The sequence below is a fragment of the Streptomyces sp. NPDC032126 genome (assembly GCF_055580085.1).
Genome location: NZ_JBVIMA010000003.1, coordinates 584,400 through 607,649, shown reverse-complemented (window position 1 = coordinate 607,649; position 23,250 = coordinate 584,400). Strand labels below are relative to the sequence as shown.

Genomic DNA, 23,250 nt, shown 5'->3' with positions numbered 1-23,250 from the left:
GCCGCGACGCCTCCGCCATCGACGGAGGCCCTACCTGTTCCGCGACCGCGCTGCCCCGGAGGAGACGGGAACATGTCCGCCTGCGCCCCCACCCGTGCGTCCCAGCCGACCGACTCGGCCCCGGCCGAGCGCATCCACCAGCCCCACAGCCCCCCACCGGCCCCGCGCCGCCGTTTCCGGCTCGCGAGCGCCGATGTGTCCGCCTCGATCGCTGTCTTCCTGATCGCCCTGCCCCTGTCCCTCGGCATCGCCCTCGCCACCGGCGCGCCCCTTCAGGCCGGCCTGGTCGCCGCGGCCGCGGGCGGCCTCGTCGCCGGCCGGCTCGGCGGCTCCCCGTTGCAGGTCAGCGGCCCGGCCGCGGGACTCACCGTGGTCACCGCCGACCTCATCCACCGCTACGGCTGGCGGACGACCTGCGCCGTCACCGTCCTCGCCGGGCTCGCCCAGCTCGCCCTCGGCTGTCTGCGGGTGGCGCGCACCGCCCTCGCCGTCAGCCCGGCCATCGTGCACGGCATGCTCGCCGGCATCGGCGTCACCATCGCGGTCGCCCAGCTGCACATCGTCCTCGGGGGCAGTCCACAGAGCTCCGTCCTGGACAATCTGCGCGCCCTGCCCGCCCAGTTGGCCGACCTGCACCCCGCCGCCGTGGTGGTCAGCGCCCTGACACTCGCCCTGCTGCTGCTCTGGCCGCGGCTGCCCGGCCGCGCGGGCCGGTGGCTGCGCGGCATCCCGGCCGCGCTCGTCGCCGTCACCGGGGCCAGCGCCACCGCCGCGCTCACCGGCCTCACCCTGCCCCGGGTCGATCTGCCGTCCTGGAGCAGCCACGCCCTGGCCGGATTGCCCGACGGGCCGGTGCTAGGGCTGGCCGCCGCCGTGCTCACCACCACGCTGGTGTGCAGCGTGCAGTCACTGCTCGGCGCGGTCGCCGTGGACAAGCTGGCCGCCTCGCGCACCGGCCCGTCCCTCCAGGTCGTCCGTTCCGATCTGAACCGCGAACTGCTCGGCCAGGGTGCCGCCAATGTGGTCTCCGGCGCGCTCGGCGGACTGCCCGTGGCCGGAGTGGCGGTGAGGAGTTCGGCGAATGTGCGAGCGGGTGCGGTGAGCCGGAACTCCACGATGCTGCACGGCGTTCTCGTAGTAGTCGCCGCGCTGCTGATGGTTCCGATCCTGGAGTTCATCCCGCTCGCCTCGCTCGCCGCCCTGGTGATGGCCGTCGGCATCCAGATGGTGTCCCTGCACCACATCCGCACGGTGACCCGCCACCGAGAGGTCCTGGTGTACGCCGTCACCACCCTCGGGGTGGTGGTCCTCGGCGTCCTGGAGGGCGTGGGGCTCGGCATCGCCGTCGCCGTGGCCACCGCCCTGCACCGCCTCACCCGCACCCGCATCACGCATCACGAACAGGAAGGAGTCCATCACGTCCATGTAAGAGGCCAGTTGACGTTCCTCGCGGTCCCGCGGCTCAGCCGGGCCCTGCATCTCGTACCCCAAGGCGCCCACGCCGTCGTGGAGTTGGACGGTTCGTTCATGGACCACGCGGCGTACGAGTCCCTGCAGGACTGGCAGCGCACGCACACCGCTCAGGGCGGCACCGCAGAGCTCACGGGCCGCCGGGGCGGAGTGCGCATCGCCGAGCCGACGGGTCCGACCGCTCCACCGAGAGCCGCGAGCGACTGCCACTGCGGCCCCTGGACGCCCTGGCGCAACCACCAGTGCGACCAGCCCCGCCTTCCCTCCGACGGCGGCGGCGGCGACAGCGACGGGACGAACGAGGACGCGACCGCGACATGGGCCCAGACCTCCTCCCCGCCGCCCCCGGCCCCAAGACCGACTCCCGCTCCCGCTCCCGCTGCCGTCGCCCCCACCGGCCCAGCCGCCCCCGATGCCCCCGTCTCCGCCCCCGGCAGTCACCAACTCGCCCGTGGCATCAGCGCGTTCCACCGGAACACGGCCCCGCTGGTGCGGGGGGAGTTGGCTCGGCTGGCGCGGGAGGGGCAGCGGCCGTCGCAGTTGTTCCTCACCTGTGCCGACTCGCGGCTGGTGACCTCGATGATCACCTCCAGTGGTCCGGGCGACCTGTTCGTGGTGCGCAATGTGGGCAACCTGGTGCCGTTGCCCGGGGAGGAGAGCGGGGACGACTCGGTGGCCGCGGCGATCGAGTACGCGGTGGACGTGCTGGAGGTGCGGTCCATCACGGTGTGCGGGCACTCCGGGTGCGGAGCCATGCAGGCCCTGCTCAGCTCCGAACCCGGCGGTGCGCGGACCCCGTTGAAGCGGTGGCTGCGGCACGGCTTGCCGAGCCTGGAGCGGATGGCCGACGACGGCCGCCCCTGGGCCCGGCTCGCCGGGCGGGCGCCGGCCGACGCGGTCGAGCAGCTGTGCCTGACCAACGTGGTGCAGCAGTTGGACCATCTGCGCGCCCATGAGTCGGTGGCCCGGGCGCTGCGGGCCGGGGCGCTTGAGCTGCACGGGATGTACTTCCACGTGGGCGAGGCTCAGGCGTATCTGCTCACCGAGGCCCTGGAGGGCCAGCTGTTCGACCACGTCCGGGTGACCGACCTGTCGGCCTGATCACGGTGCCGGTGCGCGCGTCAGTGGCTCACCGGCACACAGGGCGACACCTTGCCCTTGTACGCCGTTATGTGCGCCATCATCTTCCCGAGGTGCTGTTCCTTGGGGATGTCGGAGTTCTCGATGGCCAGAGTGTCGCCGCGGTGGAGGACGACCGTCCAGTTCCACAGTTCCGAGGGGTGCCCGGAGTCGGCCGGGCTCGATGAGAAGTAGTGGGGCTGGTTGCGCAAGGGCGCGCCTCGCCCCCACGCACACTGCTGGCCGTAAGGGAGCTCCGCGATGTCGACCATCACGCCCTCCGCGCGCAGGCGTTCGGCGAGCTTGCGCTGGAGGTCGCGGTCCGGCACCTTCGCCTTGACGGTCACGGTCACCGTGCCGTCCCCGTTGCGCTCGACGGCATACGCGGGCGAACCGGCGGGGGAGCCCGGAGCCAGTGTGATCGCGAGCGCCGCGACCGCGCACGCGCCGGCGGCGAGGGCGAACCGGCGGGTGGTGACCGCGCGGCGCCAGGGCGCGGGCCGCGTCTTCGGCGCCCGTCCCTCGGCCGAGGACACGCGCCTCTCGACCTCCTGCCGCAGTTCGGACAGCAGCCGGTCCTCGAACGTGGTCTGTGTGGTCATGCCTCTCCCCTTGCTCCTTCGATGACGTATGACGGTGCGGAACCCTGCGGCTCGGTGGGCGGTTCGGGTTCCGTGTGGGCCCGTAGCACCTTGCGCGCCCGGTGCAGCCGCACGCGGGCGGTCACCTGGCGGATGCCCAGCGCGGCCGCCGCCTCGCCGACCGTGAGCTGGTCGACGGCGATCAGCTCCAGCACCGCGCGCTCGCCCTCCGGCAGCCGGGTCAGCGCGGCGAGGGCGCGGCGGCCGGGGGACTCGGCGTCGAGCTTGTCCTCCAGGCGGGCGATGTCGTCCGGTTCCAGCAGCCGCCGCCCCGAGATGCGCTGGTCGCGGGCCGTTTCGCGGGCCCTCCTGCGGTACTCCCCCGCGACGACGTTGCGAGCGACCCCGTACAGCCAGGCCGTCTCGCTGCCCGCGCCCGGGCGGTAGGTGTGGGCGGAGTCCAGGACCGCCAGGAAGATCTCGGCGGTCAGGTCGGCGACGGTGTGGGGGTCGGCGACACGCCGGGCGACGAAAGATGTCACCGCGTCGACGTGCCGCCGGTAGAACTCCTCGAAGAGTCGCGGATCCCGTACCGCCGCGGCCGGACCGCCGCGTATCGCCTCCACCGGGTCCATGCGGGCTCCTTTCTCGTAGGTGTCGTCTCACCCGTACTTGGGCGGGCGGGCGAAAGGCGTTACACGGGCTGAACTCCCTCCGGCCGGCGGCCGTGGGTAGGGATGACCGCGGCCGCCCGGCCGGCCACCGGAACACCCGCCGAGACAGAGCCCATAGGTCTAAACCAATTTTCCGTCGCCCCTTGTCACCGGGCCCCCGGGTCTGATGAGCTGTGGCCTGGGACACAACGGACACCCTTCGAGAGGGAGATGTCGTGAGCAACGAATCCTTGGCCAACCTGCTCAAGGAAGAGCGCAGGTTCGCGCCGCCCGCCGACCTGGCAGCGAACGCCAATGTCACGGCGGAGGCGTACGAACAGGCCAAGGCGGACAGGCTGGGCTTCTGGGCCGAGCAGGCCCGTCGGCTGACCTGGGCCAAGGAGCCGACGGAGACGCTGGACTGGTCGAACCCGCCGTTCGCCAAGTGGTTCAAGGACGGCGAGCTCAACGTCGCGTACAACTGCGTGGACCGGCATGTCGAGGCGGGGCACGGCGACCGGGTCGCGATCCACTTCGAGGGCGAGCCGGGCGACAGCCGCGCCATCACGTACGCCGAGCTCAAGGACGAGGTGTCCCGGGCCGCGAACGCCCTGCTGGAGCTGGGTGTTCAGAAGGGCGACCGGGTTGCCGTCTACATGCCGATGATCCCCGAGACGGCGATCGCGATGCTCGCCTGCGCCCGCATCGGCGCCGCGCACTCGGTCGTCTTCGGCGGCTTCTCGGCGGACGCGCTCGCCACGCGCATCCAGGACGCCGACGCCAAGGTCGTCATCACCTCCGACGGCGGCTACCGGCGCGGCAAGCCGTCCGCGCTCAAGCCGGCCGTCGACGAGGCGATCGCCCGCGTCGACAACGTCGAACACGTGCTCGTCGTCCGGCGGACCGGGCAGGAGGTCGCCTGGGACGACAGCCGTGACGTGTGGTGGCACGAGGCCGTGGAGCGGCAGTCCACCGAGCACACGCCGGAGGCGTTCGAGGCCGAGCACCCGCTGTTCATCCTCTACACGTCCGGCACGACGGGTAAGCCGAAGGGCATCCTGCACACCTCCGGCGGCTATCTCACCCAGGCCGCGTACACCCACCACGCGGTCTTCGACCTGAAGCCGGAGACGGACGTGTACTGGTGCACGGCCGACGTCGGCTGGGTCACCGGGCACTCGTACATCGTGTACGGGCCGCTCGCGAACGGCGCCACCCAGGTCATGTACGAGGGCACGCCCGACACCCCGCACCAGGGCCGCTTCTGGGAGATCGTGCAGAAGTACGGGGTCACCATCCTGTACACGGCGCCGACCGCCATCCGTACGTTCATGAAGTGGGGCGACGACATCCCCGCGAAGTTCGACCTGTCCTCCCTCCGCGTCCTCGGCTCGGTGGGCGAGCCCATCAACCCCGAGGCGTGGATCTGGTACCGCAAGCACATCGGCGCGGACCGCACCCCGATCGTCGACACCTGGTGGCAGACCGAGACCGGCGCGATGATGATCTCGCCGCTGCCGGGCGTCACCGAGACCAAGCCCGGCTCCGCGCAGACGCCGCTGCCCGGCATCTCCGCGACGGTCGTCGACGACGAGGCGAACGAGGTGCCGAACGGCGGTGGCGGCTACCTGGTCCTGACCGAGCCGTGGCCGTCGATGCTGCGCACCATCTGGGGTGACGACCAGCGGTTCCTCGACACGTACTGGTCGCGCTTCGAGGGCAAGTACTTCGCCGGTGACGGCGCGAAGAAGGACGACGACGGCGACATCTGGCTGCTGGGCCGGGTCGACGACGTGATGCTCGTGTCCGGTCACAACATCTCCACGACGGAGGTGGAGTCGGCGCTCGTCTCGCACCCGTCGGTCGCCGAGGCGGCCGTCGTCGGTGCCGCCGACGAGACCACCGGGCAGGCGATCGTCGCCTTCGTGATCCTGCGCGGCACGGCGGACGCCGAGGACGAGAACCTCATCGCCGACCTGCGCAACCACGTCGGCACCACGCTGGGCCCGATCGCCAAGCCCAAGCGGATCCTGCCGGTCGCCGAGCTCCCGAAGACCCGCTCCGGCAAGATCATGCGCCGTCTGCTCCGGGACGTGGCGGAGAACCGCCAGCTCGGCGACGTGACGACGCTGACGGACTCGACGGTGATGGACCTGATCCAGGCGAAGCTCCCCGCGGCGCCGAGCGAGGACTGAGCCTCCGGCACTCGAAGGGGGCGCCCGGCGTGAAAGCGCGCCGGGCGCCCTTTTTAGGTAAAGTAAACAAAACAACGTGATCCTCAAGGTGTGCCGGGAAGTCTGGTCGGCGTGTGCTCCGCCCTGCCCGCCACCCGGAGGTCCCCCCGTGACCGCGCCCCGCACCGCCACCCCCGCCCGTAGGTTCCTCGGCCGGCTCTCGCTGCCCGAGCGGACCTTCGTCGGGGACGCCCTGCGGACCGAGACCGTCGGTGGCGTACTGCTCCTCATCGCCGCCGTCACCGCCCTGGTCTGGGCGAACATCCCCGCGCTGCGCGACAGTTACGAGAGCGTCAGCCACTTCCACCTGGGCCCCGAGGCCCTCGGCCTCGACCTCTCCATCGAGCACTGGGCCGCCGACGGCCTCCTCGCGATCTTCTTCTTCGTCGCCGGCATCGAACTCAAGCGCGAGCTGGTCGCCGGAGACCTGCGCGATCCCAGGGCGGCCGTGCTGCCCGTGATCGCGGCCGTGTGCGGCATGGCCGTACCGGCGCTCGTGTACACGCTCACCGCGCTCACCGGGGACGGCGCGACCAGCGGCTGGGCCGTGCCCACCGCCACCGACATCGCCTTCGCGCTCGCCGTCCTCGCCGTCATCGGCACCTCCCTGCCGAGCGCCCTGCGCGCCTTCCTTCTCACCCTCGCCGTCGTCGACGACCTCTTCGCGATCCTGATCATCGCCGTCTTCTTCACCGACACCATCGACTTCGCGGCCCTCGCGGGCGCGGTCGTCGGCCTCGGCGTGTTCTGGCTGCTGCTGCGCCAGGGGGTGCGCGGCTGGTACGTCTACGTCCCCCTCGCCCTCGTCATCTGGGCGCTGATGTACAACAGCGGCATCCACGCCACCATCGCCGGCGTCGCCATGGGCCTCATGCTGCGCTGCACCCCGCACGCCGACGAGGAGCACTCCCCCGGCGAGCACATCGAGCACCTCGTACGACCCCTGTCGGCGGGCCTCGCCGTGCCCCTGTTCGCGCTGTTCAGCGCCGGTGTCACCCTGACGGGCGGAGCCCTCGCGGACGTCTTCACCCGGCCCGAGACCCTCGGCGTGGCGCTCGGTCTGGTCGTCGGCAAGACCGTCGGCATCTTCGGCGGCACCTGGCTCACCGCCCGCTTCACCCGCGCCTCCCTCAGCGAGGACCTCGCCTGGGCGGACGTCTTCGCCGTCGCCTCCCTGGCCGGCATCGGCTTCACCGTCTCCCTCCTCATCGGCGAGCTCGCCTTCGAGGGCGACGCGGCGCTCACCGACGAGATCAAGGCGTCCGTGCTGATCGGCTCCCTGACGGCCGCCGTCCTCGCGACCGTCCTGCTGAAGCTGCGCAACGCCAGATACCGCCGCATCACCGAGGCGGAGGAGCGCGACGAGGACCAGGACGGCATCCCGGACATCTACGAGGAGGACGATCCGGAGTACCACCTGCGGATGGCGGCCATCCACGACCGCAAGGCCGCCGAGCACCGCCGGATCGCCGCGGAGAAGGCCGCGGCGCGCCACGGCCTCGCCGAAGTGCCGGGCGGGACGGGCGAGGACGACGAGCGTCCGGCATGATCTGACGGGACGGTACAAAAGAAGCAGCCGCGCAGAAGATGCGGAAGCAGCAGAAGAGGGAGACCGCGATGAGCGCACCCGACGGCAGCCCGGTCGGCGCCGAACGCAGCATCGGCCAGCTGTTCGCCTCCGCGACGACCGAGATGTCCGCGCTGGTGCACGACGAGATCGCCCTGGCGAAGGCGCAGCTGAAGCAGGACGTCAAGCGCGGGGCGGCGAGCGGCGGGGCGTTCTCGCTGGCCGGGGCCGTGCTGGTCTTCTCCCTGCCGATGCTGAACTTCGCCCTGGCGTACGGCATCCGCACGTGGAGCGACTGGAACCTGGCGATCTGCTTCCTGCTGTCCTTCGCGGCGAACGTCCTCGTCGCCCTCGTCCTCACCCTGATCGGCGTGGCCCTCGCGAAGAAGGCCAAGAAGGGCAAGGGGCCGCAGAAGGTCGCCGCGTCGGTCAAGGAGACGGCGGGCGTCCTGCAGAAGGCCAAGCCGCACCCGCGCCCGGAGCTCCCGCAGGACCGGGCTCCGGAGGCCATCGAGGCTGTGGCACGCTCACAGTCATGACGGACCCGGCCACGCCTTCGGCGCATCATCCCGCTTCGGTCGTACGCCCGGACGGCCCCTGGAACCACCGCGACGTCGCCGCCAACGGCGCCCGCTTCCACATCGCCGAGCTGGGCGACGGGCCGCTGGTCCTGCTGGTGCACGGTTTCCCGCAGTTCTGGTGGACCTGGCGGCACCAGCTGACCGCGCTCGCCGACGCCGGTTTCCGCGCGGTCGCGATGGACCTGCGCGGCGTCGGCGGCAGCGACCGCACCCCCCGCGGCTACGACCCGGCCAACCTCGCCCTCGACATCACGGGTGTGATCCGCTCCCTCGGCGAGCCGGACGCGGCGCTGGTCGGCCACGACCTGGGCGGCTATCTGGCGTGGACGGCCGCCGTGATGCGCCCCAAGCTGGTACGACGGCTCGCGGTCGCCTCGATGCCGCACCCCCGCCGCTGGCGCTCGTCGATGCTCACCGACGCCCGTCAGACCAGCGCTGGCTCCCACATCTGGGGGTTCCAGCGGCCGTGGATCCCCGAGCGGCAGCTCATGGCGGACGACGGCGCACTGGTCGGCGAGCTGATCCGGGACTGGTCCGGCCCGCGCACCCCGGAGGAGGAGGTCCTGGAGACGTACCGGCGTGCGATGTGCATCCCCTCCACGGCGCACTGCTCGATCGAGCCGTACCGCTGGCTGGTGCGCTCCCTGGCCCGCCCCGACGGCATCCAGTTCTACCGCCGGATGAAGCGGCCCCTGCGGGTGCCGACGCTGCATCTGCACGGTTCCCTCGATCCGGTGACCCGCACCCGCAGCGCGGCCGGCTCCGGCGAGTACGTGGAGGCCCCCTACCGCTGGCGCCTCTTCGACGGCCTCGGCCACTTCCCGCACGAGGAGGACCCGGCCGCCTTCTCCACCGAGCTGGTCAACTGGCTGAAAGATCCCGAACCCGATCGGTGATCGCGCCGATGCGCCCGGTATCCGGACCGGAACGCTTGTCCTACGAACAGCCAATTGCCTGGCGCATAGGCCAATTGGCCGGGCCGAGGGCGGTTATCGACCTTGGGGCAGGGGCAGACGTCGGGGTATGGGCTGGACGCACGACTACAGTGACGTAGCACGCAACCGCCGCTCGGCCGCTGGGCTGAGCCCCCACCAGCGAGGATCCGCCCCGCAAGCGGGCAGTGACCTCCGGGTGGGCATTCCGCGCATCCTGCGCCGCCGGGCCCGCTGGGTCTCGGTGCGCCTACGTCACCCGCGAGGCTGACGCCTCGCCCTCTCACAGGGCGCAGTTGTCGCTGTCCACCTGCTGGCTCGCGGTGCGGCCCGCGGTGATGTCCTGCTCGATCTCGTCCGCGGTGAGCGCGTAGCCGGTCCGGGCGTCGTCGAGGGACTTCGCGAAGACCACGCCGTACACCTTGCCCTCGGGCGTGAGCAGCGGGCCGCCGGAGTTGCCCTGGCGGACGGTCGTGTACAGCGAGTACACGTCGCGGCGCACGGTGCCGCGGTGGTAGATGTCCGGGCCGTTGGCCGTGATGCGCCCGCGCACGCGCGCGGCACGGACGTCGTACGAGCCGTTCTCCGGGAAGCCGGCGACGATCGCTCCGTCGCCGCTGGCCGCGTCGTCGTCCGTGAACCGCAGGACGGGCGCGTTCAGGTTGGGCACGTCCAGGACCGCGATGTCGCGCTTCCAGTCGTAGAGGACGACCTTCGCGTCGTACTTGCGGCCCTCGCCGCCTATCTGGACGGTCGGCTCGTCGACGCCGCCCACGACGTGCGCGTTGGTCATGACGCGGCGCTCGCCGAAGACGAAGCCGGTGCCCTCCAGGACCTTGCCGCAGCTCTCGGCGGTGCCCATGACCTTGACGATGGAGCGCTGCGCGCGCGTGGCCACTGGGCTGGCGGCGAGCGCCGGGTCGGGCGGCCGCACGTCGGTGATCGGCTCGTTGGCGAAGGGGCTGAAGACCTGCGGGAAGCCGTTCTGCGCGAGGACCGAGGAGAAGTCGGCGAACCAGGTGTCGGCCTGGTCGGGCAGTGCCCGTGACACGCCGAGCAGCACCTTTGAGTTGCGGACCTCCTTGCCGAGGGTCGGCAGGGTCGTCCCGGCGAGGGCGGAGCCGATGAGCCACGCCACGAGGAGCATCGCGACCACGTTGACCAGCGCGCCGCCGGTGGCGTCCAGGGCGCGGACCGGGCTCCAGGTGAGGTACCGGCGCAGGTTGTTGCCGAGGTGGGTGGTCAGGGCCTGGCCGACCGAGGCGCAGACGATCACGATGACCACCGCCACGACGGCGGCGGTCGTGCTCACCTCGGAGTTGTCCGTCAGCGCGTCCCAGGCCACGGGCAGCAGATAGACCGCGACGAGACCGCCGCCCAGGAAACCGATCACCGACAGGATGCCGACGACGAAGCCCTGGCGGTAGCCGACGACGGCGAACCACACGGCGGCCACCAGCAGCAGGATGTCCAGCACATTCACACCGGACACCCTGTCATGACCGCCAGTCGAGCGGGACCTGCTTCTCCCGGTCCCAGGGGCGCTCCCAGCCCGCGTAGTGCAGCAGGCGGTCGATCAGGCCGGCCGTGAATCCCCAGACGAGGGCCGATTCGACCAGGAATGCCGGACCTCGGTGGCCGCTGGGATGGACGGTGGTGGCGCGGTTGGCGGGGTCCGTGAGATCCGCCACGGGGACCGTGAAGACCCTCGCCGTCTCGTTCGGATCCACCGCCCACACCGGGCTCGGTTCCCGCCACCAGCCCAGCACCGGCGTCACCACGAAGCCGCTGACCGGGATGTACAGCTTGGGCAGCACGCCGAAGAGCTGGACGCCGGCGGGATCCAGACCGGTCTCCTCCTCGGCCTCGCGCAAGGCGGCCCGCAGCGGCCCGTCGGCCCCCGGATCGCCGTCCTCCGGATCGAGGGAGCCGCCCGGGAAGGACGGCTGCCCCGCGTGCGAGCGCAGTGAGCTGGACCGCTCCATCAGCAGCAGCTCGGGCCCGCGCTCCCCCTCGCCGAACAGGACCAGGACCGCCGACTGCCGACCCGCTCCGTCCTTGGGCGGCAGAAACCGGCTCAGCTGCAGCGGCTCCACGGTCTCCACGGCCCTCACCACCGGGTCCAGCCAGTCCGGCAGCCCCTCCTTGCTGAGCGTCACGCCCTGGATGTCACTCGCCCGCGCCATCACAGCACCCCCCGTCCGACCTGCTCAACGCCTGGGACCCCCGAGATCGTTCCGTCATCCGGCCCCCAGGGGCGGGGCCGGCTTCCCGCCCGCGTCCAGATACGCCTGCGGCGGCTTGAGCCGCTGCCCCGGGAAGCCGCCCTTCTCGTACTTCAGGAGCTTCTTCGCCTTCTCCGCGTCCGTCTCGCCCTCGCCGTACGCCGGGCAGAGCGGGGCGATGGGGCAGGCGCCGCAGGCCGGTTTGCGGGCGTGGCAGATACGGCGGCCGTGCCAGATCACATGGTGGGAGAGGTCGGTCCAGTCACTCTTGGGGAAGAGCGCGCCGATCGCGGCCTCGATCTTGTCCGGGTCGGTCTCGTCGGTCCACTGCCAGCGCCGCACCAGCCGCTGGAAGTGCGTGTCCACGGTGATCCCGGGGCGCCCGAAGGCGTTGCCGAGCACCACGAAGGCGGTCTTGCGGCCGACTCCGGGCAGCTGGACGAGCTGCTCCAGTGTGCCGGGGACCTCGCCGCCGAAGTCCTCCACGAGCGCCTTGGACAGGCCCATGACCGACTTGGTCTTCATCCGGAAGAACCCACAGGGCCGCAGGATCTCCTCGACCTCCTCCGGGCTGGCGGCGGCCAGGTCCTCGGGGGTGGGGTACTTGGCGAAGAGCGCGGGGGTCGTCTGGTTGACGCGCAGGTCGGTGGTCTGGGCGGACAGGACCGTGGCGACCAGCAGCTGGAAGGGGCTGTCGAAGTCCAGCTCCGGGTGGGCGTAGGGGTAGACCTCGGCGAGTTCGCGGTTGATACGGCGGGCGCGGCGCACCAGGGCCGTACGGGACTCGCCGCTCGGCGGGCGCACGGCGACCGTCTTCGCGGGCCCGGCCTTCCTCACCCCGGCGGCGGCCTTCGCGGGCGCGGCCACCTTGGCGGCCGCCTTCACCTTCTTGGCGGCGGCCTTCTTGACCGGGGTGGCCTTCTTGCCAGGGGTCGCCTTCTTGGTCGGGGTCTCACCCGAGGCCACCTTCACCGCCTTCGCCGCTTTCGCGGCATTTGTACCCTTTTGGCCTTGCGCGGCCTTCGCGGCTTTCACCGGCTTTCCGGAACCACCGGGGCCCTGTTCGCCCACAGCGGAATCGCGACGTACAACCACCCGCCCAGCCCCCTTGGCCTGTGCTCTCACCGGCGATTTGGACACCCGGCCAGCCTAAAGCCCGACACCGACAATCGCCCCGGACCCGGAAGATCAGCCCCCGATTGGACCCCTGCCGCTTACCGCGGGACAGGTGTGCGGCATCCTTGTGACAGATCACACTGTTTGGACCGTCCGGCAAAATGGGGAGCACGGTCCCCTGGTAACAAGGGGGAGCAAGATCCCCTGAGCAGGTCGACAAGGAGAGAACTCGTGGACGACGTCCTGCGACGCAACCCGCTCTTCGCGGCTCTCGACGACGAGCAGGCCGCGGAGCTGCGCGCCTCCATGAGTGAGGTGACCCTCGCCCGTGGCGACTCCCTGTTCCATGAGGGAGACCCGGGCGACCGGCTCTATGTCGTCACCGAGGGCAAGGTCAAGCTTCACCGCACGTCCCCCGACGGCCGGGAGAACATGCTGGCCGTGGTGGGCCCCGGCGAGCTCATCGGCGAACTGTCGCTGTTCGACCCGGGCCCGCGTACGGCGACGGCGACCGCCCTCACCGAGGTCAAGCTGCTGGGCCTCGGCCACGGCGACCTCCAGCCCTGGCTGAACGCGCGCCCGGAGGTGGCCGCCGCGCTCCTGCGCGCCGTCGCCCGCCGCCTGCGCAAGACCAACGACGCCATGTCCGACCTGGTCTTCTCGGACGTCCCGGGCCGTGTCGCGCGCGCCCTGCTGGACCTCTCCCGCCGCTTCGGCGTGCAGTCCGAGGAGGGCATCCACGTCGTCCACGACCTCACCCAGGAGGAGCTGGCCCAGCTGGTGGGCGCCTCCCGCGAGACCGTGAACAAGGCGCTGGCCGACTTCGCCCAGCGCGGGTGGCTGCGCCTTGAGGCGCGCGCGGTGATCCTGCTGGACGTGGAGCGACTGGCCAAGCGCTCGCGCTGACCTCCGGCCCCGCGGTACGACACACACCGCTGTACGACACGCACGGCCCGCCCCGCATCGCGAGGCGGGCCCACGCGCGTGTGGGCGCGGGTGCGGCCTCGGAAGGCCGGTCCTCAGATGGGGCCGGCCTCAGATGAGGCCGTGCTCGGACAGATACTCCAGCTGGGCCCGCACCGACAGTTCCGCCGCCGGCCACAGGGAGCGGTCGACGTCCGCGTACACATGGGCGACGACCTCGGCGGGCGTGCGGTAGCCGTTCTCCACGGCCGTCTCGACCTGGGCGAGCCGGTGCGCGCGATGGGCGAGGTAGAACTCGACGGCGCCCTGCGCGTCCTCCAGCACCGGCCCATGGCCCGGCAGGACCGTGTGGACGCCGTCGTCGACGGTGAGGGACCTCAGCCGCCGCAGCGAGTCCAGATAGTCGCCCAGACGGCCGTCGGGGTGCGCCACGACCGTCGTACCGCGCCCCAGGATCGTGTCGCCGGTCAGGACGGCACGGTCGGCCGGCAGATGGAAGCTCAGGGAGTCCGCGGTGTGCCCGGGGGTCGGTACGACCCTCAGCTCCAGGCCGCCCACCTCGATCACACTCCCCGCCGCCAGGCCCTCGTCGCCCAGCCGTAGCGCCGGGTCCAGGGCCCGTACCTTCGTGCCGGTCAGCCCGGCGAAACGGGCGGCGCCCTCGGCGTGGTCGGGGTGGCCGTGAGTGAGCAGCGTCAGGGCGATCCGCTTGCCGGCCCGTTCGGCGGTGTCGATCACCGCGCGCAGATGGGCGTCGTCCAGGGGACCGGGATCGACGACGACCGCCTGCTCGGAGTCCGGCTCGGCGAGGATCCAGGTGTTCGTGCCGTCCAGTGTCATCGCCGACGGATTCGGCGCGAGCACGTTGACCGCGCGCGGGGTGGCGGGCCCCGACAGGACCCCGCCGCGCGGCTGACCGGGAAGAGCGCTTGCGTCGGTCATGCCTCAGGCTCCCCCGGTCGGAATGTGCTTGGTGAACTCGTCGTGGCCCGGCCAGCTCAGCACGACCTCGCCATCCTCCAGGCGGGCCTGGGCGAGCACGGGCGTCAGATCGCGGCCCGGGGCCTGTGCGAGGGCCTCGGCGGCCGTGGCGTACGGCGCCAGCTGGCGCAGGGTCGCGATCGTGGGCGGCATCATCAGCAGCTCGCCCTTGTCGTACGAGGCCGCCGCGTCCGCCGGACGGATCCACACCGTGCGGTCGGCCTCCGTGGAGGCGTTGCGGGTGCGCTGGCCCCGCGGGAGGGCGGCCACGAAGAACCAGGTGTCGTAGCGGCGGGACTCGAACTCCGGCGTGATCCAGCGCGTCCAGGCGCCCAGCAGGTCCGAGCGCAGCACCAGCCCCCTGCGCTCCAGGAACTCCGCGAAGGACAGCTCACGGGCCACCAGGGCCGCCCGGTCGGCCTCCCACTCGGCGCCGGTCGTGTCGCCGACCACCGAGTCGGCGGTCGGCCCGGCGAGCAGGACGCCGGCCTCCTCGTACGTCTCCCGTACGGCCGCGCAGACGATCGCCTGGGCCGCCGTCTCGTCGACGCCGAGCCGCCCGGCCCACCACGCGCGCGTGGGGCCGGCCCAGCCGACGTGCCGCTCGTCGTCGCGCGGGTCGACCCCGCCCCCGGGGTACGCGTACGCGCCTCCGGCGAAGGCCATGGAGGCGCGTCTGCGCAGCATATGGACGGCCGGCCCGCCGTCGGCGGTGTCCTTCAGCAGCATGACGGTGGCCGCGCGCTTCGGAACGACCGGCTCCAGCGTGCCCTGCGCGAGCGCGCGGATGCGCTCCGGCCAGTCCGGGGGGAACCACTGCCCATTCGCCTGCCCATTCGCCATGGCCGGAGGCTATCCCGTGGTGAGCGAATGTTCGAGGGGCGCCAGGGGGTGCGGGGGCGAGCGTCACCCGGTGTTCACCGGGCGAGGGCCGTACGGCGTTCCCGCGAGCCGGGCGAGTCCGTGGCGGCCCGCCCGGGGCACGGCTACGCCTCGGTGAGTTCCACCTGGATCTCGACCTCGACCGGCGCGTCGAGGGGCAGCACCGCGACGCCCACCGCGCTGCGCGCGTGCACGCCCTTGTCGCCGAGGACCTCGCCGAGCAGCTCGCTCGCGCCGTTGATCACGGCCGGCTGGCCGGTGAAGTCCGACGCCGAGGCGACGAACCCGACGACCTTCACCACGCGCGCGACGCGGTCCAGATCGCCGGCGACCGACTTCACGGCGGCCAGGGCGTTCAGCGCGCAGGTGCGGGCCAGGTCCTTGGCCTCCTCGGGGGTGACCTCGGCGCCGACCTTCCCGGTGACCGGCAGCTTGCCGTCCACCATGGGCAGCTGACCGGAGGTGTACACGTACGCGCCGGACCGCACGGCCGGCTGGTAGGCCGCGAGCGGCGGCACGACCGCGGGCAGGGTCAGACCGAGTTCGGCGAGCTTCGCCTCGACGGCGCTCATGCCTTCGCCCGCTTCAGGTAGGCGACGAGCTGCTCGGGGTTGTTCGGCCCGGGCACGACCTGGACGAGCTCCCAGCCGTCCTCGCCCCAGGTGTCCAGAATCTGCTTCGTGGCATGGACGAGCAGCGGCACGGTTGCGTATTCCCACTTGGTCATGGGGCCGACTGTATCCGCTGCCGCCGACCGGGCCGCAGCGTGCCGTGCGCGCTCCCGCCCATTGTCGTACCGGGCCCCTCGTCGCACCGGGCCAGGGTCGTCCACGGCCTGCCGATTGTCGTACCGGACCGCGGTTATCCACAGCCTGCTGATTGGTGTGCGCGTGGAGTGGTTACGCTCGAAGACGTGAGCAGGCTCCAGGTCGTCAGCGGCAAGGGCGGGACCGGAAAGACGACGGTCGCCGCGGCCCTAGCGCTGGCCCTGGCCACGGAGGGGAAGCGGACGCTCCTCATCGAGGTCGAGGGTCGGCAGGGCATCGCACAGCTCTTCGAGACGGAGGCGCTTCCCTACGAGGAACGCAAGATCGCCGTCGCGCCCGGGGGCGGGGAGGTGTTCGCCCTGGCCATCGACCCCGAACTGGCCCTTCTGGACTACCTCCAGATGTTCTACAAGCTGGGCGGTGCGGGCCGAGCGCTGAAGAAACTCGGCGCCATCGACTTCGCGACCACCATCGCGCCCGGCGTACGGGACGTCCTGCTCACCGGCAAGGCGTGCGAGGCGGTCCGCCGCAAGGACAAGCAAGGCCGTTTCGTCTACGACTACGTGGTGATGGACGCCCCGCCGACGGGCCGCATCACCCGCTTCCTGAATGTGAACGACGAGGTGGCGGGCCTCGCCAAGATCGGCCCGATACACAATCAGGCGCAGGCCGTGATGCGGGTGCTGAAGTCGGCGGAGACGGCCGTGCACCTGGTGACGCTCCTGGAGGAGATGCCGGTCCAGGAGACCGCCGACGGCATCGCCGAACTGCGCGCGGCCAAGCTGCCGGTGGGCCGGGTCATCGTCAACATGGTGCGCCCGGAGGTGTTGGACGCCACCGAGCTGGAACTCGTCCGGGGCACCCCGCGCACGGCCATCGCCCGCTCCCTGTCCGCCGCCGGCCTGGGCGGGGCGCGCCGCGGCGGCCACGCGGAGAAGCTGGTCGACCCCCTCCTCGCGCAGGCCGAGGAGTACGCCGAGCGGTACGCGCTGGAGCATGAGCAGCGGGCCGTCCTGGCCGACCTGGGGCTGCCGCTGCACGAACTGCCACTGCTCCCCGAGGGGCTGGACCTGGCGGGTCTGTACGAACTGGCCACCGAGCTGCGGAAGCAGGGGATCTCATGAGTCCGGAAGCGGCCGAGCGCAGGAGCCCGGACCCGGCCCCCGCCCAGGAGCGCCGACTTCACCCCGCGCGCGTGCTCGACATCGACCCTCTGCTCGACGACCCGACGACCCGCATCGTGGTGTGCTGCGGTTCGGGCGGCGTCGGCAAGACGACGACCGCGGCGGCGCTGGGCCTGCGGGCCGCCGAGCGCGGCCGCAAGGTGGTCGTGCTCACCATCGACCCGGCGCGCCGGCTGGCCCAGTCCATGGGCATCGACTCCCTCGACAACACCCCGCGCCGGGTGAAGGGCGTCGAGGGGCCGGGCGAACTGCACGCGATGATGCTGGACATGAAGCGCACCTTCGACGAGATCGTCGAGGCGCACGCGGATCCGGAGCGGGCCGCCGCGATCCTGGGCAACCCGTTCTATCAGTCGCTCTCGGCGGGCTTCGCGGGCACGCAGGAGTACATGGCGATGGAGAAGCTGGGCCAGCTGCGCGCGAAGGACGAGTGGGACCTCATCGTCGTCGACACGCCGCCGTCGCGTTCGGCGCTGGACTTCCTGGACGCGCCGAAGCGCCTCGGGTCCTTCCTGGACGGCAAGCTGATCCGGCTGCTGCTCGCCCCGGCGAAGGTCGGCGGCCGCGCGGGGATGAAGTTCCTGAACGTCGGCATGTCGATGATGACGGGCGTGCTCGGCAAGCTGCTGGGGGGTCCGCTGCTGAAGGACGTCCAGACGTTCGTCGCGGCGATGGACTCCATGTTCGGCGGGTTCCGCACGCGCGCGGACGCGACGTACCGGCTGCTCCAGGCGCCCGGGACGGCGTTCCTGGTGGTGGCGGCGCCCGAGCGGGACGCGCTGCGGGAGGCCGCGTACTTCGTCGAGCGGCTGGCCGCGGAGGAGATGCCGCTGGCCGGGCTGGTGCTCAACCGGGTCCATGGCAGCGGCGCCGCCCAGCTCTCCGCCGAGCGGGCGCTCGCCGCCGCGGAAAATCTTGAAGAGCCCGGCATTGTCGATCAGGACGGCGGGAAAGCTGGACTTCGTAACTCTCCCGACACGTACGGCAGTTCAGAATTTCCCGCGCCCGGCACACCGGCTTCCGACGGCGGCTCCCCCACCGACCGCGACGAGGACCGTTCCGTGGGTCGACTCACCGCGGGCCTGCTGAGGTTGCACGCCGACCGTATGCATCTGCTCTTCCGCGAGCAGCGCACGCGTGACCGCTTCACCGCGCGCCACCCTGAGGTGGCGGTGACCGAAGTGGCCGCGCTGCCCGGCGATGTGCACGACCTCGCGGGCCTGCGCGACATCGGAACCCGCCTGGCGACCAATAGGCCGGAGCTGCCCGAAAGCTGAGACCGGACCGCCAAAGGCCCAGGCCGGACCGTCACAAGCGGTCGGACCGCCGGGGGCCGGAGCCGCGTCGGCGGTGACCTGACGTCAGCCCACCGCCGCGTAGTTCTCGTACACCTGGTCGTCGTCGAGCGGCACGATGCCCACGCCGCGCTCGTACTCCGTGCGCGCCGTCTCGAGGAGCCGGCGCCACGAGGTGACGGTCGGCCGCCGGCGCAGCAGTGCGCGGCGCTCACGCTCCGTCATGCCTCCCCACACGCCGAACTCGACACGGTTGTCGAGCGCGTCGGCCAGGCATTCGGTGCGTACCGGACATCCGGTGCACACCGCCTTGGCCCTGTTCTGCGCTGCTCCCTGCACGAACAGTTCATCCGGATCGGTAGTGCGGCAGGCAGCCTGCGCACTCCAGTCGGTTACCCAGCCCATACCGGCGCCGTCCTCTCCCGAATCGAGGCTCCCCCACGGCGGCAAGCGGCATATTCACCGCCGCCAGTTGAGGACGTTACGGAAGGTGGGCACAGCGCAACACCCCCTTCGGGCCCAATCTTGAATGGCCCGAACGGACTATGGGTAAGCGGCAGATCACCCGGGGGAGTGAGCCCGCGACATGTGTGATCATCCCGGCAAACCGGGGCAGTTTCCTTGCGTCACAACGGACGACACATGACACACAGGGTGGATTCGGACACGCCCCCACCAAAAAAAGCGGGGAACCTCCGGAACGATTCGGGGTCGCCGGACGTATTGATACGTAGCCCTGCTGCCGTGACAGTCGAGAGCAGCTTAGGCCAAGGCATATACGCGTGTCCGGCGAATGAGAACGTAGGCTGCCCTCATGCCAAAGAAGCGCTCGGGCGGCGGTCTGACAGCCACGCAGCAGGCCGCCAAGTTCCTCGGTGTCAGCGTGCTCGCGGGAGCGGTGCTGGCCGGCATCGCGCTGCCCGCGGTGGGCGCGCTGGGCCTGGCCGCCAAGGGATCGGTGGAGTCCTTCGACGAACTCCCCGCCAACCTGAAGACACCACCCCTGAGCCAGCGCACCTCGATCCTCGACGCGCAGGGCAACCAGATCGCCTCGGTCTACTCCCGCGACCGCACGGTCGTCGACCTGAAGAGCGTCTCGCCGTACATGCAGAAGGCGATCGTCGCGATCGAGGACTCCCGCTTCTACGAGCACGGCGCCGTCGACCTCAAGGGCGTCCTGCGCGCCCTGAACAAGAACGCCGTGAGCGGCGGTGTCTCCCAGGGCGCCTCCACGCTCACCCAGCAGTACGTGAAGAACGTCTTCATCGAGGAGGCCGGCGACGACCCCACCAAGGTCGCCCAGGCCACCCAGCAGACCATCGGCCGCAAGATCCGCGAACTGAAGTACGCGATCCAGGTCGAGGAGGAGCTGGGCAAGAAGAAGATCCTGGAGAACTACCTCAACATCACGTTCTTCGGCGAGCAGGCCTACGGCGTCGAGGCGGCCTCCCAGCGCTACTTCTCCAAGCACGCCAAGGACCTGAAGCTCCCGGAGGCGGCGCTGCTCGCGGGCATCGTCCAGTCCCCCACGATCTACGACCCGATCAACGACCCCAAGCAGGCCACCCTGCGCCGCAACACGGTCCTGGAGCGGATGGCCGAGCTCGGGGACGTCTCGCAGGCGGAGGCCGACGCGGCGAAGCAGGCCCCGCTGGGCCTGAAGGTCACCCAGCCGAAGAACGGCTGCATCACCGCCACCAAGGGCGCCAGCTTCTTCTGCAAGTACGTCGAGAAGATCTTCCTCAGCGACCCGGTCTTCGGCCGGTCCAAGGAGGAGCGCGCCAAGATCTGGAACCAGGGCGGCCTGACCATCCAGACCACGCTCGACCCGCAGGCCCAGGAGTCCGTCCAGGCCTCACTCAAGGAGCACGTCTACAAGTCCGACAAGGTCGCCGCGGCCGTCACCCTGGTCCAGCCGGGCACCGGCAAGATCCTCGGCATGGGCCAGTCCAAGCCGTACGGCTACGGGAAGAACGAGACCGAGATCAACTACTCGGTCAACCATGTGATGGGCGGCTCCAACTACGGCTTCCCGACCGGTTCGACGTTCAAGCCGTTCCTCGCCGCCGCCGCGCTGGAGGAGGGCCGCCCTCCAACGCAGACCTACTCGGCGCCGTACTCCATGCCCTACCCGGAGACGGTCCAGGCGTGCGACGGCAAGGTCTGGCACAACGACGGGGACTACAAGCTGGAGAACGAGAGCGAGACCGAGCACGGCCCCTACGCGCTCCAGGACGCCATGGCCAAGTCGGTCAACACGTACTTCGTGCAGATGCTCCAGGACATCGGCATGTGCCCCGTCGTGAACATGACCGACAAGCTGGGCGTGGTCCAGGGCAACGGCGACAAGGTCCCCGTCGTCCCGTCCTCGATGACCCTCGGCTCGACCGGCCTCTCCCCGCTGACCATGGCCAGCGCCTACGCCGCCTTCGCCAACCGCGGCATGTACTGCACGCCGATCGCCATCGAGTCGATCACCCAGACCGTGGCCGGCGTCAAGAAGTCGCTGGAGGTGCCGAAGTCGACCTGCTCGCGCGCCATGAGCGAGAAGACCGCGGACACCATCAACACCCTGCTCAGCGGCGTGATCGACTCCGGCACCGGCCGGGCGGCCGGCCTGAAGGACCGCGACAACGCCGGTAAGACCGGCACCACCGACTCCCGCAAGAACGCCTGGTTCGTCGGCTACACGCCGAACCTCTCGGGCGCGGTGTGGGTGGGCAGCGCCACCCAGAAGGTCAAGATGACCAACATCTGGATCGGCGGTGAGTTCCACGACCAGGTCTACGGCGGCGACACCCCCGGCCCGATCTGGAAGGACGCCATGACCGGCGCCCTGTCCGGCAAGGAGCCCCTGCCCTTCACCATGGTCGACATCCCCAAGCCCAACCAGGACAGGGACAAGAACAAGGACAAGAACAAGGGGAACGGCGACGGGAACAACGGTGACGACTTCATCGGCGGCCTCCTGACCGGCGGCACGACGAACGGCGGCAACACCGGCCTCCCGGACGGCTTGTTCCAGGGCCAGACCGGAGGGAACGGCAACGCCAACGGCGGCCGCCGCTGACCCACCGGCCGCCCCCGCGTCCCTCCCGACGCCGGGTGAGCGCGGAAACGGCCCCCACCCTGATGGGCGGGGGCCGTCGTCGTACCGCTCTCATGCCACCGAGGGATCTCAGCCCCGAGGGGCCCTGCTCAGCCCGCGAGGAGCTTCTTGACCGCGGCGGCGACGCGGCCGCCCTCGGCCTGGCCGGCCACCTTCGGGTTCACGATCTTCATGACCGCGCCCATGGCCCGCGGCCCCTCCGCACCGGCGGCCTTCGCCTCCGTCACGGCCTGGGCGACGATCTGCTCCAGCTCCTCGTCGGACAGCTGCTTGGGCAGGTACGCGGCGAGCACCTCGCCCTCCGCGGTCTCCCGCTGGGCCTGCTCGGCCCGACCACCCTGGGCGAACGCGTCCGCGGCCTCGCGGCGCTTCTTCGCCTCCTTGGTGATCACCTTCAGCACCTCGTCGTCGGAGAGCTCGCGCTTCTCCTTGCCCGCGACCTCCTCCTTGGTGATCGCGGCGAGCGTCAGCCGGAGCGTCGAGGAGCGGAGCTCGTCGCGCTCCTTGATCGCGGCGTTGAGGTCTTCCTGCAGCTTCGACTTGAGCGTGGTCATGGCTCTGATTGTCGCAGCTGCGGGAGGCACGGCGCCCGCACATTTAGCGGCGGCGGGCGGCGTCCCGGGAGGGAGCGGGCGCGGGGGCCGAGGCGCTCGGCCGTACCCGGCACCGGTCTGACACGATGGACCCATGCGCGCGCGATACAAAGTCCCCCTGGGAATCACGGCGGTTGGCGCCGCCGGCCTGTGGTACGCGGCGGGCTTCGAGGCCCGCTCGTTCCGGCTGCGGAGGGTGACGGTCCCGGTCCTCCCCTCGGGCATGCGCCCCCTGCGCGTCCTCCAGGTCTCCGACATCCACATGGTCGGCGGGCAGCGCAAGAAGCAGCGCTGGCTGCGTTCGCTGGCGGGCCTGCGCCCCGACTTCGTGATCAACACCGGCGACAACCTGTCCGACCCGGAGGGCGTCCCGGAGGCGCTGGACGCGCTGGGCCCGCTGATGGAGTTCCCGGGGGCGTACGTCTTCGGCTCGAACGACTACTACGGCCCCACGCTGCGCAACCCGGCCCGCTACCTGCTGGAGAAGGTGAACGGCCGGCACGGCCTGAACGGCAACCCGCCGGCAGTGGGAGTGGTCCACAACCCGTGGGAGGACCTGCGGGACGCCTTCGACGCGGCGGGCTGGCTGAACCTGACGAACACCCGGGGCGTCCTGAAGGTCGACGGCGTGTCGGTGGAGCTCACGGGCGTGGACGATCCACACATCAAGCGGGACCGGTACGAGCGGGTCTCCGGCGGTCCGTCGGGTTCGGCGGACTTCTCGATGGGCGTGGTGCACGCGCCGTACCTGCGGGTCCTGGACGCGTTCACGGCCGACGACTACCCCTTGGTCCTCGCCGGCCACACCCACGGCGGCCAGCTGTGCATCCCCTTCTACGGCGCGCTGGTGACCAACTGCGACCTGGACACGGACCGCGTGAAGGGCCTGTCGACGCACACGGCGGAGGGCAGGACGTCGTACCTGCATGTCTCCGCGGGGTGCGGGACGAGCAGGTACACCCCGGTGCGCTTCGCCTGCCCGCCGGAGGCGACGCTGCTGACGTTGGTGGGACGGGAGTAGGGGCGGGAACCGCCGG

The 23,250-nt window shown here is 71.2% G+C and carries 22 protein-coding genes; 11 read left to right on the top strand and 11 right to left on the bottom strand.

The window, feature by feature from the left end:
• The first annotated feature begins 72 nt into the window (after window positions 1–72).
• A complete protein-coding gene (locus ACZ5NW_RS15730; RefSeq protein ID WP_468744364.1) occupies window positions 73–2,571 on the top strand; it encodes a bifunctional SulP family inorganic anion transporter/carbonic anhydrase in 2,499 nt (832 codons plus the stop codon).
• A 20-nt stretch (window positions 2,572–2,591) separates the two neighbouring features.
• Here the strand turns inward: ACZ5NW_RS15730 and ACZ5NW_RS15725 are convergent, their stop codons facing one another.
• Window positions 2,592–3,191, bottom strand: a complete 600-nt coding sequence (locus ACZ5NW_RS15725; protein WP_468744363.1) for a hypothetical protein — start codon at window positions 3,189–3,191, stop codon at window positions 2,592–2,594.
• Complete coding sequence (locus ACZ5NW_RS15720; RefSeq protein WP_468744362.1) at window positions 3,188–3,805, bottom strand: RNA polymerase sigma factor; 618 nt, start codon at window positions 3,803–3,805, stop codon at window positions 3,188–3,190. Before ACZ5NW_RS15720 ends, ACZ5NW_RS15725 begins: the two co-directional genes overlap by 4 nt.
• A 254-nt stretch (window positions 3,806–4,059) precedes the next feature.
• Between ACZ5NW_RS15720 and acs the strand changes: the two genes are divergently transcribed.
• The 5 genes from acs (at window position 4,060) to ACZ5NW_RS15695 (ending at window position 9,408) form a co-directional block, all read left to right on the top strand.
• Window positions 4,060–6,018 carry an acetate--CoA ligase gene (gene acs, locus ACZ5NW_RS15715; protein ID WP_468744361.1) on the top strand — a complete coding sequence of 653 codons (1,959 nt, stop codon included), beginning with the start codon at window positions 4,060–4,062 and terminating at the stop codon, window positions 6,016–6,018.
• A gap of 148 nt (window positions 6,019–6,166) precedes the next feature.
• Entirely contained in the window at window positions 6,167–7,606 is a 1,440-nt protein-coding gene (gene nhaA, locus ACZ5NW_RS15710; RefSeq protein ID WP_468744360.1) for a Na+/H+ antiporter NhaA, read from the top strand.
• Window positions 7,607–7,674: 68 nt separating this feature from the next.
• A complete protein-coding gene (locus tag ACZ5NW_RS15705; RefSeq protein ID WP_468744359.1) occupies window positions 7,675–8,163 on the top strand; it encodes a phage holin family protein in 489 nt (162 codons plus the stop codon).
• The gene (locus ACZ5NW_RS15700) at window positions 8,160–9,101 is read left to right on the top strand and encodes an alpha/beta fold hydrolase (RefSeq protein ID WP_468744358.1); all 942 of its coding nucleotides are present in this window, start codon (window positions 8,160–8,162) and stop codon (window positions 9,099–9,101) included. Before ACZ5NW_RS15705 ends, ACZ5NW_RS15700 begins: the two co-directional genes overlap by 4 nt.
• A gap of 127 nt (window positions 9,102–9,228) precedes the next feature.
• On the top strand, window positions 9,229–9,408 hold the full coding sequence (locus tag ACZ5NW_RS15695) for a hypothetical protein (protein ID WP_468744357.1): 180 nt from the start codon (window positions 9,229–9,231) through the stop codon (window positions 9,406–9,408).
• A gap of 12 nt (window positions 9,409–9,420) precedes the next feature.
• On the opposite strand, the gene ACZ5NW_RS15690 is transcribed toward ACZ5NW_RS15695, so the two are convergent.
• The 3 genes from ACZ5NW_RS15690 to nth are packed head-to-tail and all read right to left on the bottom strand — an operon-like array spanning window position 9,421 to window position 12,397.
• A complete protein-coding gene (locus ACZ5NW_RS15690; RefSeq protein WP_468744356.1) occupies window positions 9,421–10,620 on the bottom strand; it encodes a MarP family serine protease in 1,200 nt (399 codons plus the stop codon).
• A gap of 13 nt (window positions 10,621–10,633) precedes the next feature.
• Window positions 10,634–11,323 (bottom strand): NUDIX hydrolase, encoded by a 690-nt coding sequence (locus tag ACZ5NW_RS15685; protein ID WP_468744355.1) that lies wholly within the window; start codon window positions 11,321–11,323, stop codon window positions 10,634–10,636.
• Between the two features lie 54 nt (window positions 11,324–11,377).
• Entirely contained in the window at window positions 11,378–12,397 is a 1,020-nt protein-coding gene (gene nth, locus ACZ5NW_RS15680) for an endonuclease III (protein WP_468744500.1), read from the bottom strand.
• A 312-nt stretch (window positions 12,398–12,709) separates the two neighbouring features.
• Between nth and ACZ5NW_RS15675 the strand changes: the two genes are divergently transcribed.
• The gene (locus ACZ5NW_RS15675; RefSeq protein WP_029382547.1) at window positions 12,710–13,384 is read left to right on the top strand and encodes a Crp/Fnr family transcriptional regulator; all 675 of its coding nucleotides are present in this window, start codon (window positions 12,710–12,712) and stop codon (window positions 13,382–13,384) included.
• Window positions 13,385–13,513: 129 nt separating this feature from the next.
• Here ACZ5NW_RS15675 and ACZ5NW_RS15670 read toward each other — a convergent pair whose 3' ends face one another.
• From ACZ5NW_RS15670 to ACZ5NW_RS15655, 4 genes are all read right to left on the bottom strand, one after another.
• Window positions 13,514–14,344, bottom strand: coding sequence for an MBL fold metallo-hydrolase (locus ACZ5NW_RS15670; RefSeq protein WP_468744354.1), 831 nt, complete (start codon window positions 14,342–14,344; stop codon window positions 13,514–13,516).
• A gap of 3 nt (window positions 14,345–14,347) precedes the next feature.
• Window positions 14,348–15,226, bottom strand: a complete 879-nt coding sequence (locus ACZ5NW_RS15665; RefSeq protein ID WP_468744353.1) for an NUDIX hydrolase — start codon at window positions 15,224–15,226, stop codon at window positions 14,348–14,350.
• Window positions 15,227–15,369: 143 nt separating this feature from the next.
• Entirely contained in the window at window positions 15,370–15,837 is a 468-nt protein-coding gene (locus ACZ5NW_RS15660; RefSeq protein WP_468744352.1) for a RidA family protein, read from the bottom strand.
• Window positions 15,834–15,992 (bottom strand): DUF4177 domain-containing protein, encoded by a 159-nt coding sequence (locus tag ACZ5NW_RS15655; protein ID WP_020129281.1) that lies wholly within the window; start codon window positions 15,990–15,992, stop codon window positions 15,834–15,836. Before ACZ5NW_RS15655 ends, ACZ5NW_RS15660 begins: the two co-directional genes overlap by 4 nt.
• Window positions 15,993–16,178: 186 nt before the next feature.
• Here ACZ5NW_RS15655 and bagA point away from each other — a divergent pair, with 186 nt between their 5' ends.
• Together bagA and bagB are read left to right on the top strand one after the other, a co-directional pair.
• A complete protein-coding gene (gene bagA, locus ACZ5NW_RS15650) occupies window positions 16,179–17,156 on the top strand; it encodes an ATPase BagA (protein WP_468744351.1) in 978 nt (325 codons plus the stop codon).
• Window positions 17,153–18,493, top strand: a complete 1,341-nt coding sequence (gene bagB, locus ACZ5NW_RS15645; RefSeq protein ID WP_468744350.1) for an ATPase BagB — start codon at window positions 17,153–17,155, stop codon at window positions 18,491–18,493. The genes bagA and bagB overlap by 4 nt, the downstream gene beginning before the upstream one ends.
• 84 nt (window positions 18,494–18,577) lie before the next feature.
• On the opposite strand, the gene wblA is transcribed toward bagB, so the two are convergent.
• The gene (wblA, locus tag ACZ5NW_RS15640) at window positions 18,578–18,916 is read right to left on the bottom strand and encodes a transcriptional regulator WblA (protein WP_137310897.1); all 339 of its coding nucleotides are present in this window, start codon (window positions 18,914–18,916) and stop codon (window positions 18,578–18,580) included.
• A 409-nt stretch (window positions 18,917–19,325) separates the two neighbouring features.
• Here wblA and ACZ5NW_RS15635 point away from each other — a divergent pair, with 409 nt between their 5' ends.
• Window positions 19,326–21,581: a transglycosylase domain-containing protein gene (locus tag ACZ5NW_RS15635; RefSeq protein ID WP_468744349.1), complete on the top strand. Its 2,256-nt coding sequence runs from the start codon at window positions 19,326–19,328 to the stop codon at window positions 21,579–21,581.
• 128 nt (window positions 21,582–21,709) lie between these two features.
• Here the strand turns inward: ACZ5NW_RS15635 and ACZ5NW_RS15630 are convergent, their stop codons facing one another.
• Window positions 21,710–22,174 carry a GatB/YqeY domain-containing protein gene (locus ACZ5NW_RS15630; RefSeq protein WP_468744348.1) on the bottom strand — a complete coding sequence of 155 codons (465 nt, stop codon included), beginning with the start codon at window positions 22,172–22,174 and terminating at the stop codon, window positions 21,710–21,712.
• A 133-nt stretch (window positions 22,175–22,307) separates the two neighbouring features.
• Between ACZ5NW_RS15630 and ACZ5NW_RS15625 the strand changes: the two genes are divergently transcribed.
• Window positions 22,308–23,234, top strand: a complete 927-nt coding sequence (locus ACZ5NW_RS15625) for a metallophosphoesterase (protein ID WP_468744347.1) — start codon at window positions 22,308–22,310, stop codon at window positions 23,232–23,234.
• Window positions 23,235–23,250: the final 16 nt, after the last annotated feature.